We start from the raw sequence: 16,446 nt of genomic DNA, 5'->3' as shown, positions 1-16,446 counted from the left end.
ACAAACCTTGCAACGCCGCAGACGCGCTTTTCTCGCAGCAACCCTCCGGGACGGGGGCGATTTGGGCGCCCCCCTTTGTCGCAAGCCACTCATGGTGACTTGCACCACTTCGCGTCTTGCTTCGCGGGCTGCATCCCAAATTGCCCCCGTCGCAGACGTGAAATGAAGGTTGACACGCCCTAACCATGGCCAAAGTACACATCACCGACCTCGTCCTGCGCGACGGCCACCAGTCGCTCATCGCCACCCGCATGCAGACCGCCGACATGCTGCCGATCTGCAGCAAGCTCGATGCGGCCGGCTTCTGGTCGCTGGAAGCCTGGGGCGGCGCCACCTTCGACGCCTGCGTGCGCTTTTTGCGCGAAGACCCGTGGGAGCGCCTGCGCAAACTCAGGAAAGCGCTGCCCAACACGCCGCTCCAGATGCTGCTGCGCGGGCAGAACCTGCTCGGCTACCGCAACTATTCCGACGACGTGGTGCGCGCCTTCGTGCAGAAATCCGCCGACAACGGCATCGACGTGTTCCGCGTGTTCGACGCCATGAACGACCTGCGCAACCTGCGCGTGTCGATCGAGACGGTGAAAGCCGCCGGCAAGCACGCCGAAGGCACGGTCTGCTACACCACCAGCCCGGTGCACGACGTCCCCCACTTCGTCGAGCTCGCCCGCGGCCTGGCGGAAATGGGCTGCGACACCATCGCGATCAAGGACATGGCGGGGCTGCTCACGCCCTACACGGCGTACGAACTGGTATGCGCGATCCGCGAAGCCACCAACCTGCCGATCCACACCCACAGCCACGCCACCTCGGGACTGGCGCACATGACCCACCTGAAGGCGGTGGAAGCCGGCGCCACCATCATCGACACCTGCGTCGGCGCGTTTGCCGAAGGCGCCAGCCACCCCACCACGCAGAGCATGGTCGCCGCACTCGCCGGCACCGAATACGATACCGGCCTGTCGCTGCCGCTGATCGAGGAGATTTCGGCCTATTTCAAGGAGGTGCGCAAGAAATACTGGCAGTTCGAGTCCGCCTTCACCGGCACCGACACCCGCGTGCTGATCAACCAGGTGCCGGGCGGAATGATTTCCAACCTCGCCAACCAGTTGAAGGAGCAAGGCGCGCTCGACAGCATGGACGCCGTGCTCGAGGAAATCCCGCGCGTGCGCGAAGACCTCGGCTACCCACCGCTGGTGACGCCGACCTCGCAGATCGTCGGCACCCAGGCCGCGCTCAACGTGCTCACCGGCGCGCGCTACAAGTCGGTCACCAACGAGGTGAAGCTCTACCTGCAGGGCCGCTACGGCCGGGCGCCGGGGCACATCAACGAGGAGGTGCGGAAAATAGCGATCGGCGATCTCGACGTCACCACCTGCCGCCCGGCCGACCTGCTGGGCGACGAACTCGACAAGCTGCGCGGCGAAATCGAGGGCCTGGCCAAGTCCGACGAGGACGTGCTGACCTACGCCATGTTCCCTGAAATCGGCAAGGCCTGGCTGCAGGAACGCGCTGCCGGGAGCCTCAAGCCCGAACAACTGCTGCCGCCTGCCACGGCGCAACAGGACAACGGTCCGCGCTACGCCGCCGACGAATTCAAAATCACGCTGCACGGCGAGACCTACCACATCAAGCTGTCAGGCAGCGGCCGCAGCGATTCCACCCAGCGGCCCTATTTCGTGTCGGTCGACGGTGTCACGGAAGAAGTGCTGGTCGAATCGCTGAACGAGGTCGCCATCGAAACGGGCGGCGACAGCGCCCCGCGCAAGGCCGCTGCGGCGCCCGCCGCACCCGGCCAGAAGCCGCGCGCCAGTCATCCCGGCCACGTTACCGCCGCCATGCCCGGCACCGTCGTCGACGTGCTGGTGAGCATCGGTCAGACGGTCAAGGCCGGCGACGGCGTGCTGGTGATCGAGGCGATGAAAATGGAGAACGAAGTGCAGGCACCGATCGCCGGCGTCGTCATCAGCATCTTTGCCAAGAAAAGCGACGCGGTAACGCCCGATATGGCGCTGGTCGAGATCCAGCCGGAATGAGGCTCATCCTGGCTTCGACTTCGCGCTACCGGCGCGAACTGCTGTCGCGCCTGCATCTGCCGTTTGAAATCCTTTCGCCCGACGTCGACGAAACCCCGCTGCCGGGCGAGACGCCCTCGGCCACCGCGCTGCGCCTGTCGGTGCTGAAGGCGCAGGCCGCCGCGACGACTTATCCCGACGCGCTGATCATCGGATCCGATCAGGTGCTGATGCTCGATTCCGAGCAGCTCGGCAAGCCCGGCAATTTCGACAATGCCTACGCGCAGCTGAAAAAAATGCAGGGCCGCACCATGGTGTTCCACACCGCGCTGACGCTGCTCAACAGCCGCAGCGGCCACACCCAAACGCGCGACGTGCCGACGGTGGTGCATATCCGCCCACTCACCGATCCGCAGATCGCCGCCTACCTCGAAAAGGAAACGCCCTACGACTGCGCCGGCTCGGCCAAGAGCGAGTCGCTCGGCATCGCGCTGATGGAACGCATGGACAGCCCCGATCCCACGGCGCTGATAGGCCTGCCGCTGATGGCGTTGACCGAGATGCTCATGAACGAAGGCGTCGACGTGCTGACCTGGCGTCCGGTGTAATTCGAGTGGCCACCCTCTACCTGATCCCGGTTCCGTTGGGGCCGGTCAGTCCCGACACCTGCCTGCCGCCCGACACCCTCGCGGTCGCACGCCAGCTCGATCATTTCGTCGTCGAACGCGCCAAAACCGCACGCGCACACCTGAAAGCCATGGGCCATCCGCAGCCGATCCAGGCGCTGCAGATCGCGGAACTCAACGAACACACCCCGGCCCCCGCCATCCCGGCGCTATTGGCGCCGCTCAGGGCCGGGCACGACGTCGGCCTGCTGTCCGAGGCGGGCTGTCCTGCCGTCGCCGACCCCGGTGCGGCGCTGGTGATGGCCGCGCATCGCGAAAACATTCCGGTGGTACCGCTGATCGGCCCGTCGTCGATCCTGCTGGCACTGATGGCCTCGGGGCTGGGTGGCCAACGCTTCGCCTTCCACGGCTATCTTCCTGCCAAGGAACCCGAGCGCAGCCAAGCCATCCGCGAGCTGGAAAAAACCGCGCGCCGCGACCGCGCCACCCAGCTCTTCATCGAGACGCCCTATCGCAGCGCAGCCCTGCTGGATGCGCTGGCCACCACGCTGGCGCCCGACACCTTCATCAGCGTCGGCGGCGACCTCAGCCTGCCAAGCCAGCTGATCCTGACCCGCAGCGCAAAAAACTGGCGCGGCCGCAGCGACGCGGTCAAAGACCGGTTGGTGGTGTTCGGAATCGGAATTTAAGCCGCTGAACTGCGATTACCGATTGCGTCGGGCGGTCTCGCGCGGCGCGGAATCGTCGGCGACGTCCAGTATGCGCACCTTGACGCTTTTCCCCTTCAACTTGCCCGCGGAAAGCCTGCGCTGGACTTCGTGCGCGATGCCCCGTTCCACCGCGACATAGGTGGTGGATTCGGTGACGGTGATCTTGCCCACCTGCGCGCTGGCAAAACCCGCCTCGCCGGTGAGCGCGCCCAGTACGTCGCCGGGACGGATCTTTTCCTTGCGGCCACCGAGAATCTGCAGGGTCGCCATCGGCGGCAAGAGTGGCTCGTCGCTGGCGGCTTCCAGCTCGTTAAGAGCGTGCCATTCAGGCTCGGTGCCGAGTTCCTTGACGATGTTGGCGACGCGCCGCATCTGGCTGGAGCTGGCCAGGCTCAGCGCCCAGCCTTCCTGGTCGGCGCGGCCGGTGCGGCCGATGCGGTGGATGTAGACCTCGGGATCGGGCGTGACATCGACGTTGATCACCGCTTCGAGCTGGGCGATGTCGAGCCCGCGCGCGGCGACGTCGGTCGCCACCAGCACCGAACAGCTGCGGTTGGCGAACTGGATCAGCACCTGGTCGCGCTCGCGCTGCTCCAGTTCGCCGTGCAGCGCCAGCGCGTGGAAGCCCTGCTCGCGCAGGACCTGCACCAAATCGCGGCATTGTTGGCGGGTGTTACAGAAGGCCAGCGTGCTGACCGGGCGATAGTGGCGGAGCAGCAATGCCACCGCCTGCAGGCGGTCGTCGTGGCTCACCTCATAGAAGCGCTGGCGGATCTTGTCGTGCTCGTGCCGCTCCAGCAGCTTCACCTCGTGCGGCTGCCGCAAGAGGCGCCGGCTCAACTCCGCAATGCCCGCTGGGTAGGTGGCGGAAAACAGCAGCGTCTGGCGCGTGCCCGGACACTCCCGTGCGATGAAGCCGATGTCGTCGTAGAAGCCCATGTCCAGCATGCGGTCGGCTTCGTCGAGCACCAGCGTATTGAGCGCATCCAGGTTGAGGCTGCCGCGCTGCAGGTGATCCATGATGCGGCCCGGCGTGCCGACGACGACGTGGGCGCCGTGCTCCAGGCTGGCCAGTTGCGGACGCATGGTGGAGCCGCCGACCAGGGAGAGAATCTTGATGTTGTCCTCGCTGCGCGCCAGTCGGCGGATTTCCTGCGTCACCTGGTCCGCCAGTTCGCGCGTCGGGCACAGCACCAGCGCCTGCACGGCGAAGCGGCGCGGATTGAGCCTGTTCAGCAGGGCCAGCGCAAAGGCCGCCGTCTTGCCGCTGCCGGTCTTGGCCTGCGCGATCAGGTCGTGGCCGGCCAGCGCGATCGGCAGGCTGGTCGCCTGGATCGGCGTCATGTGGAGGTAGCCGAGCTGGCGCAGATTGGCCAGCACGGCGGGCGCCAGCGGCAGCTGGTCGAAGGGCGAGCCGGCCGTTGGGAGGTCGGCGGGCGGCGAATCAGGTGGGGTGTTCGGGTGATCGGTCATGCCGGATTATACGGGACGCACGGGGCGTGCTTCACGCATGCGCCGACTCTGCCATTCGCGGTTTGGATTTTGACACCTGGCAACCAAGGCTCAAGACAGCCACCATCGATTGCGCGTGTAAAATTAAAGCGTTCTTACATTGAAGAGGGTCATGCCATGCAAACCGCCAAAGAAATGGCGCGCCAGCTGATCGAGCATTTGCCCGACACGGCGACGTTCGACGACATCATGTATGAATTTTATGTGCGGCAAAAAATAGAATCGGGACTAAAGGACGTCGCCGAGGGACGTGTTTTCTCGCATGAAGAGGTGGTGCATGACCTGCTCGGCAATCAGAAATGAGGCTTGTCTGGTCAAATACCGCGCGTAATGACCTCAAACAGCTGAACGCTTATATCGGCCAGGACTCGCCGATTTATGCCCGGCAATTCATCCAGCGCATCCTGATGCGAGTGGAGACGCTTCCCGGTTTCCCGAATCTTGGTAGGCATGTGCCTGAAGTCAATCGCGACGATATTCGGGAAATCGTTTTTCAGGGCTATCGGCTCATTTATCAAGTCGCTGCCGACCATGTGCTGATCCTAACGGTGGTACACGGCAGCCGCGACTTGAACAATCCCGTAAACCGGCCTTGGGAAGTGTAGCGGGGCTAAACCGCGCCGCTACCCCGCTTCCAGCATCCGCAGCTGCCGCGCCGCCTCTTCGTCACGGGCATCGCCGATTTCCCGCAGAACACCGTCCAGGTCCACCGGTTTCGTGCTGCGTGCAAAATGGCCGGTCAGCGGCACGTCCGGATGCAGCGCGCCGTGTTCGTACAGCGCCCAGATTTCCTTGCCGTAGTCGGTCCCCAGCAGTTCCGGCGCAAAGCGTCCGAAATAGGCGGTCAGATTGGCGACATCGCGTTCCAGCATGTCGGGGGCGTGGTTGTTGCCGGCGGCATCCACCGCCTGCGGCAGGTCGATGATCACCGGGCCGTCGGCGCTGATCAGGATATTGAATTCGGACAGGTCACCGTGAATCACCCCGGCGCACAGCATCAGCACGACTTGCTTGAGCAGCATCTGGAAATGCACCCGCGCCAGTTCCGGCGTGAATTCCACGTCATTCAGACGCGGTGCCGCGTTGCCGTCCTCGTCGCAGACCAGTTCCATCAGCAACACGCCGGAATGGAAATTGTAGGGCGTCGGCACCCGCACGCCGGCGGCGGCGAGGCGATACAGGGCATCCACTTCGGCGTTTTGCCAGGCCGCTTCCTGGGCTTCCCGCCCATAACGCGTGCCTTTGGCCATCGCGCGCGCCTGGCGGCTGTTCTTCACCTTGCGGTTTTCCGTGTAATCGACGCTCTGGCGGAACGCGCGCTTGTTGGCTTCCTTGTAGACCTTGGCGCAGCGCACCTCGTCGCCGCAGCGGACGACGAAGACCATCGCCTCCTTGCCGCTCATGAGCTGGCGCGTCACGTCGTCGATCAGGCCGTCTTCGACCAGCGGTTCGAGTCTTTTCGGGATTTTCATGGTGTTCTTTATTTAGGATGCATTCTATTAGTGGCCTGTTCCCGCGGCCAACACGCTAAGACAATGCTGAAGCCTCTGCGTTCGGCACCGCCACCCGAACGTTCAGAATTGCAGCCAGTCGAGCCGCAGGGTCAGCCGCTCGCCGGATTCGGTTTCGGCCAGCAGCCATTCGGCGCCGTCGCGGGTGTATACGTCCAGAGGCATCAAGCGCTGGCGCCCGATCCGATCGCCCGTCGTGACGTTCAAATCCAGCCATTGCTGCTTGAGTGCAGCGAATTCCAGGCGTTCGTGATCCGCACAGGCGATCGCCCGGTAATCGTTCACCGCAGGCTCACCCCGGCTTTGTCAAAGGGCGACCACGTCTTCGCCATGGTCGCGCCGAGGCGGCCGGCAATGCGCTCGACCAGACTGTCCTGGCGGGTGTAATCGACAATGTCCTCGGCCTTGATGACATCTCGCGCAACCGATTCGACGTTGCCGAGGCCGTCGGCAAGGCCCAGCTGGATGCTTTTCTCGCCGCTCCACACCAGCCCGCTGAACATCTCGGGGGTTTCCTTCAGGCGCTTGCCGCGCCCTTCCCGCACCACCCCGATGAACTGGGCGTGGATTTCTTCGAGCATCTGTCTGGCGAACGCCTGCTGTTTGGGGTCGACCGGCGAGAAGGGGTCGAGGAAGCCCTTGTTTTCCCCCGCCGTCAGCAGGCGGCGTTCGACGCCGAGCTTCTGCATGGCTTCAGTGAAGCCGAAGCCATTCATCAGCACGCCGATGGAGCCGACGATGCTGGCCTTGTCGACGAAGATCCTGTCGGCGCCGGCGGCGACGTAATAGCCGCCCGAGGCGCAGATGTCGTCCACCACGGCGTAGAGCGGCGTTTTCGGATACTTGGCGCGCAGGCGCTTGATCTCGTCGTAGATCTGCCCGGCCTGCACCGGGCTGCCGCCGGGGCTATTGATGCGCAGGATCACACCCTTGGTTTTCTTGTCCTCGAACGCGCCCTGCAGGCTGCCGATCACCGAGTCGGCGCTGGTCTGGTCGGCCGCGATGACGCCCTGCAGATCGACCAGCGCGGTATGCGCCTTGGGCAGGGAAACGCCATCCGAGCGGAACCAGCCGGCCGCCAGAAACAACACGATGAACAGGTACAGAAAGCCGAGCGTCTTGAACAGGATGCTCCAGTGCCGACTGCGACGCTGTTCCTGCACCGCCGACAGTGCCAGCTTTTCCAGAACGTCGCGTTCCCAGTTTGCCGGAGAAGATTTTTCTGGTTCACTCATTATTGTTTTTCCATCAGGCTGTTTTCAATCGATATACATGGCCATCGCGCTCGACGGCCGACAAAGGAATCAGGCCGCGTCCGGCGCAACGTCCGCCGACGCACTGCCCGCTTGCGGGATGATAAAGCCCTCCACGGGAGAACAGATCAAGTATAGCCGCGAGTCGTCGAAGAACTCGCCTTGCTAACAGGCCCTACTTCCACCGGCACATGGCCGCGGTTGCGGCGTGCCGGTGCGGACCAGTTCGAAACGCACGTCGCGACCCTACCCGAAAATGTCGCGCGAGGCATAGATCAGGCGTTCGCATTCAGCCATGCGTGCACCTCGGCAAAACTGTCCATCAGGGCGAGCGGTGCATGCGGATGCAGGTCGCCGGCTTCGTGCGCGCCATAGGTTACACCCAGGCTGGCGACGCCGGCATTCGACGCCATCAGGAGATCGTGGCTGGTATCGCCGATCATCAGGGTGCGCGTCGGGTCGGCGTCGAGTTCGTCGATCAGCTCCAGCACCATCGCCGGGTGCGGCTTGGAATGCGTCTGGTCGGCGCAGCGGGTGGCGGCGAACCAGGCGCCCAGCCCGCTGGATTCAAGCGCGCGGGACAGGCCGGCGCGGCTTTTTCCGGTGGCCACCGCGAGCGTAAAGCCGCTTGCATGCAGCTGGCCGATCCCGCTGGCCACCCCATCGAACAACGGAATCTGCGCGTCACGGCCAAAGTAATGATGGCGGTAACGTTCGACCAGCCGCGGATAATCGTCGGCCGGCAAATTCGGCAGCAGGGTCTGCAGCGCCTGGGTCAGCCCCAAGCCGATGATCTGGCGCGACGCGTGATCGCCCGGCACCGGCAGGCCGATGTCCTCGCAGGCGCGCTGGATCGAATCGACGATCGCCCCGGCGGAATCCATCAGGGTGCCGTCCCAGTCGAAAATCAATAGGTCAAATTGTTTGGGCATGCTTCAAGTTATCCAGGAAAGTGGCCAGTTCGGCAGGCAGCGGCGCTTCGATCAGCATGCGCTCGCCGGAAACGGGATGCTCGAAGCTCAACTGGGCGGCGTGCAGGAACATCCGCTTCAGTCCCTGCTTCATCAGCCGCTTGTTGAGTTCGAAATCGCCGTATTTGTCGTCCCCCGCGATCGGAAACCCGAGATGCGAGGTATGCACGCGAATCTGATGGGTACGTCCGGTCTTCAGTTCCGCCTCCAGCAGGGTGAACCCGGAAAAACTTTGCAGACGTCGGAAGATGGTGTGCGCAGTCTGCCCCTCGTCGCGCACCGTGACGCGCTTTTCGCCGTCGTCGGTGACCCGCTTGTGCAAGGTCAGCTTCACATGCTGCACCGGGTTCGGCCAGCGCCCGGCCACCAGCGTCAGGTAGCGCTTTTCGATTTTTCCCTCGCGCATCGCGGCGTGCAGTCCGACCAGGGCGCGGCGTTTCAGCGCGATCAGCAGCACCCCCGAGGTTTCGCGGTCGAGCCGGTGCACCAGTTCCATGTAGCGGCATTCCGGCAGTTCCAGCCGCATCTGCTCGATCACCCCGCGCGAAATTCCGCTGCCGCCGTGAACCGCCATGGCGGCCGGCTTGTTCAGCGCGATCAGGGCGTCGTCGCGGTACAGGATGTGCGGCACCAGCCGGATGCCGCCCTGCGGCAGATGGGTGGCGGGGGTGATGACCGGCACCGCGATGCGCACCGGTGGAATCCGCACCTCGTCGCCCAGCTGCAGACGATAGCTGACCTCGACGCGGCCGCCGTTGATCCGCACCTCGCCGCCGCGCACCAGCTTGTAGATACGGCTTTTCGGCACACCCTTAAGCCGCGCCATCAAAAAATTGTCCAGACGCTGGCCGTCGGCGCTGTCGTCGATTTTCAGCCGCCGGACCGAATCTTTCTCTAAGTCATTCTTTTTCATATACACTACCGTCGGTTCAGGCTGAGTTTTGCCCGACCAATCGCCCGGCAGGATTGCCGGACAGATTTGATTTTAAAGAATACGCCGGTTACAACGCTCACCGGCCGCCGCCTGTCCGGCCCGTCTGGATTCCTGCCGCCCAGCCAACATTCAAGCTGGCGCGATCAGTCGAAACCACCCGCCCCGCGCAATCGGCAAAGCAGCGATGTTATCAATGACGCGACAACAAGCATACGAAATAGTTGTTCACGCCGAGGCGCAGCCTCCGGCGGGAACCGGAAAGACCACCCCGGCTTTGTCGGCGAAACTCTCCAGGAACAGGACACCTTTTATCCCATGCCATTTCACCTGACCTACCACGTGATCGCATGAGCCGCCCGCTCTAGGCGGCAGTCTGGCCTGTCCCGTATGCACGCGCGCGGGAGTAAATAATGAAGCGCATGCTTTTCAACGCAACCCAGGCGGAAGAACTCCGGGTTGCCATCGTCGACGGCCAGAAGCTGGTCGACCTTGACATCGAGTCCGCCAGCAAGGAACAGCGCAAGGGCAACATCTACAAGGGTGTCGTCACCCGCGTCGAGCCCAGCCTGGAAGCCGTATTCGTCGATTACGGCTGCGAGCGCCACGGTTTTCTGCCGTTCAAGGAAATTTCCCGCACCTGTCTGCCCAACGGCGGACGCGTCCCGGAAAACCTGAAAGAAGGCCAGGAACTGCTGGTCCAGGTGGAAAAAGACGAACGCGGCAACAAGGGCGCCGCCCTCACCACCTACGTCTCGCTGGCCGGCCGCTATGTCGTGCTGATGCCGACCAACCCGCGCGGCGGCGGCGTCTCGCGCCGCATCGAGGGCGAGGAACGCAACGAACTGCGCGACACCTTGGCGCAACTCGACATCCCTGAAGGCATGAGCCTGATCGCCCGCACTGCCGGCATCGGCCGCAGCGCCCAGGAATTCCAGTGGGATTTGAACTACCTGCTGAGCCTGTGGAAAGCCATCGACGGCGCGTCCAGCTCGCAAAAAGGCGCCTTCCTGATCTACCAGGAAGGCAGCCTGGTCATCCGCGCCATCCGCGACTATTTCTCGGCGGACATCGGCGAGATCCTGATCGATACCGAAGACATCTACGAGCAGGCGCAGCAGTTCATGGCGCACGTGATGCCGGACAACGTCGACAAGGTCAAGCTCTACCGCGACGATGTGCCGCTGTTCTCGCGCTTCCAGATCGAACATCAGATCGAATCGGCGTATTCGCGCCAGGTCAACCTGCCTGCCGGCGGCGCCATCGTCATCGATCACACAGAAGCGCTGGTGTCGATCGACGTCAACTCGGCGCGCGCCACCAAGGGCAGCGACGTCGAGCAGACCGCCTACAACACCAACCTCGAAGCGGCCGATGAAATCGCCCGCCAGATGCGCTTGCGCGACCTCGGCGGCCTGATCGTGATCGATTTCATCGACATGGAAGAGCCCAAGCATCAGCGCGAAGTCGAAAACCGCCTGCGCGATGCCCTGCATCACGACCGCGCCCGCGTACAGACCGGCAAGATCTCGCGCTTCGGCCTGCTGGAAATGTCGCGTCAGCGGCTGCAGCCCTCGCTCGGCGAAACCAGCTACACGCCCTGCCCGCGCTGCCACGGCACCGGCCACATCCGCGGCGCCGAATCGTCCGCGCTGCACATCCTGCGCATCCTGCAGGAAGAGGCAATGAAGGAAAACACCGGCGCGCTGCATGTGCAGCTGCCGGTCGATGTCGCCACCTTCCTGCTCAACGAGAAGCGCGTCGACATTCACACCCTCGAAACACGCCTCAAGGTGAATGTGGTGCTGATCCCCAACATCCATCTGGAAACCCCGCACTACGCCATCACCCGGCTGCGCCACGACGAGCTCAACCTGCGCGATGCGGCTGAGCCGAGCTACAAGCTGGTGGCCCTGCCGGAAGCCGAGCCCATCTACCAGACCGCGCAAGAGGCCGCCCCGGCACGCCAGGTCGCTGCGGTCAAATCGATTGCGCCACCGCCGCAACCGGCGCCCGCCGCACGGCCGGCCGGTGCGGCCCAACCGCAGCCGGAGACCGGCCTGTTCGAGCGTATTTTTGGCTGGTTCAAACAACGGGGTGAAGAAGCGCCGGCGGCCAAAGCCGCACCGGCAGCCGAACCGGCTCCCGCTCTCACGCGCGGCGCACGGCCGAGCGAGCGCCGTGACCGCAAGCCCGGCCAGCGTCGCGGACGCGACACTGGCCGTGGCGAAGCAAGCCCGAATGAATCGCGTGAACCCCGTGAACCGCGCCAGGCCACACCGCGCCCGAGCGAGGGGCGCGCCGAAACCCGTGGCGGCGAATCAGCCAAGCCGGCACGCCCGCCGCGCCAACCCAAACCGCGTCCGGAAGCCGAAGCCGCACCACAGGGTGCGGGGCCGGTCGAGGCACCGCTTGAAGCCGTCAGCGAGGAAAAACGCGAGTCGCGCAGCCGCCGTGGACGCGGCAATCGCCGTCCGCGCGAAGCCCGCCCGGAAAACGAAGCAGGCACAGGTGAACGTGTGGCGCAGACCGGGAACGACGTCGCCGCGGCACCCGCCGGCTTCCATGCGATCATCGAAATTGCGGGTGCGCCCAAGACAGCCCCCGCTGCGGTCGCACCCGCACAGCAGGCCTTGCAGCTTGAAACGGCGGCTCCGGTCACCGCCTCGCCCGCCGTCATTCTGGCGGAGCTGGCAACCGGCACGGCCAATCTGAATCAAGTGGAAACCCAAGCCGCGGCGGTCAGCACGCCTGAAACCAGCGAAGCCGGACGCCCGCGCCGCCGCCGTCGCCCCGTAATCAAAACCGAGACCGAGCCCGTCAGCCTGATGCAGGTGGAAACAACCAGCGTGCCCGTTGCAACGGCAGGCGAGACGACCGCCCCGGCCGCCCCCCACCCCACCCGCCGGCGCTCACGCCCACAGGTTCCACCACCCCAGGAACCCCTTGTGCAGGTGGAAACGCAGGCGAAATAAGCCTGCAACCGCAAAAAAACAAGGGCCGCTAAAAAGTGGCCCTTGTTTTTTTGCTACACACAGCAGGATGCGTTCCGCTGTCTGAACGCATTTTCACCCGGGTGTCGCCGGTGATTTCCCGGATAAGACCCTGCACCGCGTCCTCGATCATGTCGAGGTTTTCCTCGAAGCCCTGCGGGTTGCCGTAATACGGATCAACCACGTCGAGGTTGTGGTATTTGCGGCTGAACGACAGCAGCCTCCGGATTTTGCCATGGTGGTGCGCCGGCGCGCGCCTGATCAGCTGGCTGTAATTGTCGTCATCCATCACCAGGATGTAGTCGAAGCGCTCGAAATCCTCGTCCGCCACCTTACGCCCGCGCAACTGGCTGATATCGACACCACGCTGGCGTATGGCCTGCTGCGCACGCGGATCCGGCGCCGCGCCGATGTGGTAGGCATGCGTCCCGGCGGAGTCCACTTCCACCTGCCGGTCAAGGCCCGCATCCATGATGGCCTTGCGAAGCATGCCCTCCGCCATCGGCGATCGGCAGATATTACCCATACACACCATCAGAACTTTAGTCATGAATCATGCTCTTCCACACCAAATAACACCCGTTTGAGTTCCTTCAAATGATCGCGAAGTTCCGCGGCTTTTTCGAATTCCAGGTTCTTCGCTGCATCCAGCATTTCCTTTTCCAGCTTCTTGATCCTTTTGGTCAGCGCTTTTTCATCCAGTATCTTGTATTCGGCCACAGTCTGTGCGGCCTTGAGTTCCAGGCGTGCGGCGTCGGTATTGTACACACCGTCGATCATGTCCCGGATGCGCTTCTGCACGCCGCGCGGAGTGATGCCGTGCTCGGCATTGAAGGCAAGCTGCTTGTTGCGGCGGCGTTCGGTCTCGTCCATCGCGCGCCGCATCGAGTCGGTGATCCTGTCGGCATACAGGATCGCGGTGCCGTGCAGATGGCGCGCGGCGCGGCCGATGGTCTGGATCAGCGCGCGCTCGGAACGCAGGAAGCCTTCCTTGTCGGCGTCGAGAATCGCCACCAGCGACACCTCGGGAATGTCGAGGCCTTCGCGCAGCAGGTTGATGCCGACCAGCACGTCGAATTCGCCCAGGCGCAGGTCGCGGATGATCTCGACGCGCTCGACGGTGTCGATGTCGGAGTGCAGGTAGCGCACCTTGATGCCGTGCTCGGCCAGGTAATCGGTGAGATCCTCGGACATGCGCTTGGTCAGCGTCGTCACCAGCACGCGCTCGCCGATGGCGATGCGCTTTCTCGCTTCGGACATCAGATCGTCGACCTGCGCCGACGCCGGGCGCACCTCGATCAGCGGATCGACCAGACCGGTCGGGCGCACCAGCTGCTCGACCACCTGGCCCGAATGCTCGGCCTCGTACTTGGCCGGGGTGGCGGAAACGAACACGGTCTGCGGCATCAGCGCCTCGAATTCCTCGAACTTGAGTGGGCGGTTGTCGAGCGCCGACGGCAGGCGGAAGCCGTAATCGACCAGGTTTTCCTTGCGCGAGCGGTCGCCCTTGTACATGCCGCCGACCTGCGTCACGGTGACGTGCGATTCGTCGATGATCATCAGCGCATCCTTCGCCAGGTAGTCGATCAGCGTCGGCGGCGGCTCGCCCGGCTTGCGCCCCGAAAGATGCCGCGAGTAGTTCTCGATGCCCTTGCAGAATCCCAGCTCGGCCATCATTTCGAGATCGAAACGGGTGCGCTGTTCCAGCCGCTGCGCCTCGACCAGCTTGCCGTTGGCGTAATACCACTCCAGCCGCTCGCGCAGCTCGACCTTGATCTGCTCGATGGCCCTTAGAATCGTCGCGCGCGGGGTGACGTAATGGCTGGACGGGAACACGGTGAAGCGCCCCACCCGCGACAGGATCTGCCCGGTGAGCGGGTCGAACAGGTGTAGGGTCTCCACCACGTCGTCGAACAGTTCGATGCGGATCGCGGTTTCGGCGTGTTCCGCCGGGAAGATGTCGATGACGTCGCCGCGCACGCGGAACACCCCGCGTTTGAACTCGATGTCGTTGCGGTCGTACTGCATCTGCGTCAGCCGCGCGATGACCTCGCGCTGGCTCATCTTGTCGTTCTCGCGCAGCAGCAGAATCATGCTGTGGTAGTCCGACGGGTCGCCGATGCCGTAGATCGCCGACACGGTGCAAACGATCACGGTGTCGCGCCGCTCCAGCAGCGACTTGGTCGCCGACAGCCGCATCTGCTCGATGTGCTCGTTGATGCTGGAATCTTTTTCGATGAACAAATCGCGCGCCGGCACATAGGCCTCGGGCTGGTAGTAGTCGTAGTAGGAGACGAAATACTCGACCGCGTTTTCCGGGAAGAACTCGCGCATTTCGGAATACAGCTGCGCCGCCAGCGTCTTGTTCGGCGCCATCACCAGCGCCGGCCGCCCCGTCCGCGCAATGACGTTGGCCATGGTGTAGGTCTTGCCCGAACCGGTCACTCCCAGCAGGGTCTGGTAGGCCAGGCCGTCATCGATGCCCTCGATCAGCTGGGCGATGGCCTGCGGCTGGTCGCCAGCAGGCTGAAATGGCTGGAACAGACGGAACGGGCTATCGGGGAAGGTGACGAACATCGGAACCTGAATATTTCATAAGTTGCTGCACGAGCATCACGCGAATTCATGAAACATTCGGGTTAAAATCGCGCGGCCTGAAACTTGTCGATAGTAGCACTCCGCCACCGCGGGTGCATGAAGGAACTACTGTGGAACTCTCCCGCCGCGTACTGGCCATCAAGCCCTCCCCCACCCTGGCCGTCACCGCGCGCGCCGCCGCGCTCAAGGCAAGCGGCCGCGACATCGTCGGTCTCGGCGCCGGCGAGCCTGATTTCGACACCCCGCAGCACATCAAGGATGCGGCGATCGCGGCGATCAACGCGGGCTTCACCAAATACACGGCGGTCGACGGCACCCCCAGCCTGAAGGCGGCGGTCATCGCCAAGTTCAAGCGCGACAACGGGCTGGACTACACGCCCAGGCAGATCCTGGTTTCGTGCGGCGGCAAGCAGAGTTTCTTCAACCTGGCGCTGGCAGTGATCAACCCCGGCGACGAGGTCATCATCCCGGCGCCCTACTGGGTGTCGTATCCCGACATCGTGCTCCTCGCCGACGGCAAGCCGGTGATCGTCGAGGCGGGCATCGAGCAGGGCTTCAAGATCACCCCGGCGCAGCTGGAAGCGGCGATCACGCCAAAAACCCGCCTGTTCGTCATCAACAGCCCGTCCAATCCCACCGGCGCGGTCTATACCGGTGACGAACTCGCCACACTGGGTGCGGTGCTGCGCAAACACCCGCATGTGCTGATCGCGTCCGATGACATGTACGAGCACATCCGGCTGAATAACGCGTCCTTCGTCAACATCCTCAACGTCTGCCCCGACCTGTACGACCGCACCCTGGTGCTGAACGGCGTCTCGAAAGCCTATTCGATGACCGGCTGGCGCATCGGCTACGCGGCCGGCCCCGAAGCCATCCTGCGCGCGATGACCAACGTGCAGTCGCAGTCCACCTCGAACCCTACCTCGATCTCGCAGGTGGCTGCCGAAGCCGCATTGAACGGCGATCAGGGCTGCATCACGCCGATGCTCGACGCCTTCAAGACGCGCCACCGCTATGTCGTCGACGCGCTGAACGCCCTCCCCGGCTTTCACTGCGTCGACAGCGGCGGTGCCTTCTATGCCTTCCCCGACGTGCGCCCGGCGATCATGCACCTGCTGGCGCGCGACATCATCGAGGAGCCGACCGACATCGCGTTTTCAGAATACCTGCTGGAATCCGCCGACGTCGCCGTCGTCCCCGGCTCGGCCTTCGGCGCCGAAGGCTACGTCCGCCTGTCGTTCGCCACCTCGCAGGCCAACCTGGAAAAAGCGCTGAAGCGCATCGCGCAGGCGCTGGCCTAGCGCCCTGCCCGTGGCGCGGGTAGGC

General features: G+C 64.0%; 15 protein-coding genes. 7 read left to right on the top strand and 8 right to left on the bottom strand.

Features of this window, described 5'->3' with window-relative positions:
* Positions 1-185 precede the first annotated feature (185 nt).
* From oadA to ACZ41T_RS15895, 3 genes are read left to right on the top strand one after another with little or no spacing between them, the layout of a single operon-like run.
* The gene (gene oadA / locus ACZ41T_RS15905) at positions 186-2,033 is read left to right on the top strand and encodes a sodium-extruding oxaloacetate decarboxylase subunit alpha (RefSeq protein ID WP_464922322.1); all 1,848 of its coding nucleotides are present in this window, start codon (positions 186-188) and stop codon (positions 2,031-2,033) included.
* Entirely contained in the window at positions 2,030-2,620 is a 591-nt protein-coding gene (locus ACZ41T_RS15900; RefSeq protein WP_464922321.1) for a Maf family nucleotide pyrophosphatase, read from the top strand. Before oadA ends, ACZ41T_RS15900 begins: the two co-directional genes overlap by 4 nt.
* Positions 2,620-3,327 carry an SAM-dependent methyltransferase gene (locus ACZ41T_RS15895; RefSeq protein ID WP_464923998.1) on the top strand — a complete coding sequence of 236 codons (708 nt, stop codon included), beginning with the start codon at positions 2,620-2,622 and terminating at the stop codon, positions 3,325-3,327. The genes ACZ41T_RS15900 and ACZ41T_RS15895 overlap by 1 nt, the downstream gene beginning before the upstream one ends.
* A 15-nt stretch (positions 3,328-3,342) precedes the next feature.
* Here ACZ41T_RS15895 and dbpA read toward each other — a convergent pair whose 3' ends face one another.
* Positions 3,343-4,821: an ATP-dependent RNA helicase DbpA gene (dbpA, locus tag ACZ41T_RS15890; RefSeq protein WP_464922320.1), complete on the bottom strand. Its 1,479-nt coding sequence runs from the start codon at positions 4,819-4,821 to the stop codon at positions 3,343-3,345.
* 156 nt (positions 4,822-4,977) lie between these two features.
* Between dbpA and ACZ41T_RS15885 the strand changes: the two genes are divergently transcribed.
* Positions 4,978-5,163, top strand: a complete 186-nt coding sequence (locus tag ACZ41T_RS15885) for a hypothetical protein (protein ID WP_464922319.1) — start codon at positions 4,978-4,980, stop codon at positions 5,161-5,163.
* Positions 5,160-5,465, top strand: coding sequence for a type II toxin-antitoxin system RelE/ParE family toxin (locus tag ACZ41T_RS15880; RefSeq protein WP_464922318.1), 306 nt, complete (start codon positions 5,160-5,162; stop codon positions 5,463-5,465). Before ACZ41T_RS15885 ends, ACZ41T_RS15880 begins: the two co-directional genes overlap by 4 nt.
* A gap of 18 nt (positions 5,466-5,483) precedes the next feature.
* Here the strand turns inward: ACZ41T_RS15880 and ACZ41T_RS15875 are convergent, their stop codons facing one another.
* From ACZ41T_RS15875 to ACZ41T_RS15855, 5 genes are all read right to left on the bottom strand, one after another.
* Entirely contained in the window at positions 5,484-6,332 is an 849-nt protein-coding gene (locus ACZ41T_RS15875) for a PA4780 family RIO1-like protein kinase (protein ID WP_464922317.1), read from the bottom strand.
* Between the two features lie 102 nt (positions 6,333-6,434).
* Positions 6,435-6,656, bottom strand: a complete 222-nt coding sequence (locus ACZ41T_RS15870; protein WP_464922316.1) for a transcriptional antiterminator, Rof — start codon at positions 6,654-6,656, stop codon at positions 6,435-6,437.
* A complete protein-coding gene (locus ACZ41T_RS15865) occupies positions 6,653-7,606 on the bottom strand; it encodes a S49 family peptidase (protein ID WP_464922315.1) in 954 nt (317 codons plus the stop codon). Before ACZ41T_RS15865 ends, ACZ41T_RS15870 begins: the two co-directional genes overlap by 4 nt.
* Before the next feature lie 293 nt (positions 7,607-7,899).
* Positions 7,900-8,556, bottom strand: a complete 657-nt coding sequence (locus ACZ41T_RS15860) for an HAD-IA family hydrolase (protein ID WP_464922314.1) — start codon at positions 8,554-8,556, stop codon at positions 7,900-7,902.
* Entirely contained in the window at positions 8,540-9,508 is a 969-nt protein-coding gene (locus tag ACZ41T_RS15855; protein ID WP_464922313.1) for an RluA family pseudouridine synthase, read from the bottom strand. Before ACZ41T_RS15855 ends, ACZ41T_RS15860 begins: the two co-directional genes overlap by 17 nt.
* A gap of 431 nt (positions 9,509-9,939) precedes the next feature.
* Here ACZ41T_RS15855 and ACZ41T_RS15850 point away from each other — a divergent pair, with 431 nt between their 5' ends.
* Positions 9,940-12,501, top strand: a complete 2,562-nt coding sequence (locus ACZ41T_RS15850; protein ID WP_464922312.1) for an Rne/Rng family ribonuclease — start codon at positions 9,940-9,942, stop codon at positions 12,499-12,501.
* 28 nt (positions 12,502-12,529) lie between these two features.
* On the opposite strand, the gene ACZ41T_RS15845 is transcribed toward ACZ41T_RS15850, so the two are convergent.
* A complete protein-coding gene (locus ACZ41T_RS15845) occupies positions 12,530-13,009 on the bottom strand; it encodes a low molecular weight protein-tyrosine-phosphatase (protein ID WP_464922311.1) in 480 nt (159 codons plus the stop codon).
* Between the two features lie 56 nt (positions 13,010-13,065).
* On the bottom strand, positions 13,066-15,096 hold the full coding sequence (uvrB, locus tag ACZ41T_RS15840; RefSeq protein ID WP_464922310.1) for an excinuclease ABC subunit UvrB: 2,031 nt from the start codon (positions 15,094-15,096) through the stop codon (positions 13,066-13,068).
* A gap of 131 nt (positions 15,097-15,227) precedes the next feature.
* Between uvrB and ACZ41T_RS15835 the strand changes: the two genes are divergently transcribed.
* The gene (locus ACZ41T_RS15835; RefSeq protein ID WP_464922309.1) at positions 15,228-16,421 is read left to right on the top strand and encodes a pyridoxal phosphate-dependent aminotransferase; all 1,194 of its coding nucleotides are present in this window, start codon (positions 15,228-15,230) and stop codon (positions 16,419-16,421) included.
* Positions 16,422-16,446: the final 25 nt, after the last annotated feature.

Source organism: Thiobacillus thiophilus (assembly GCF_055378705.1).
This window is presented reverse-complemented; position numbering and strand designations above follow the sequence as displayed.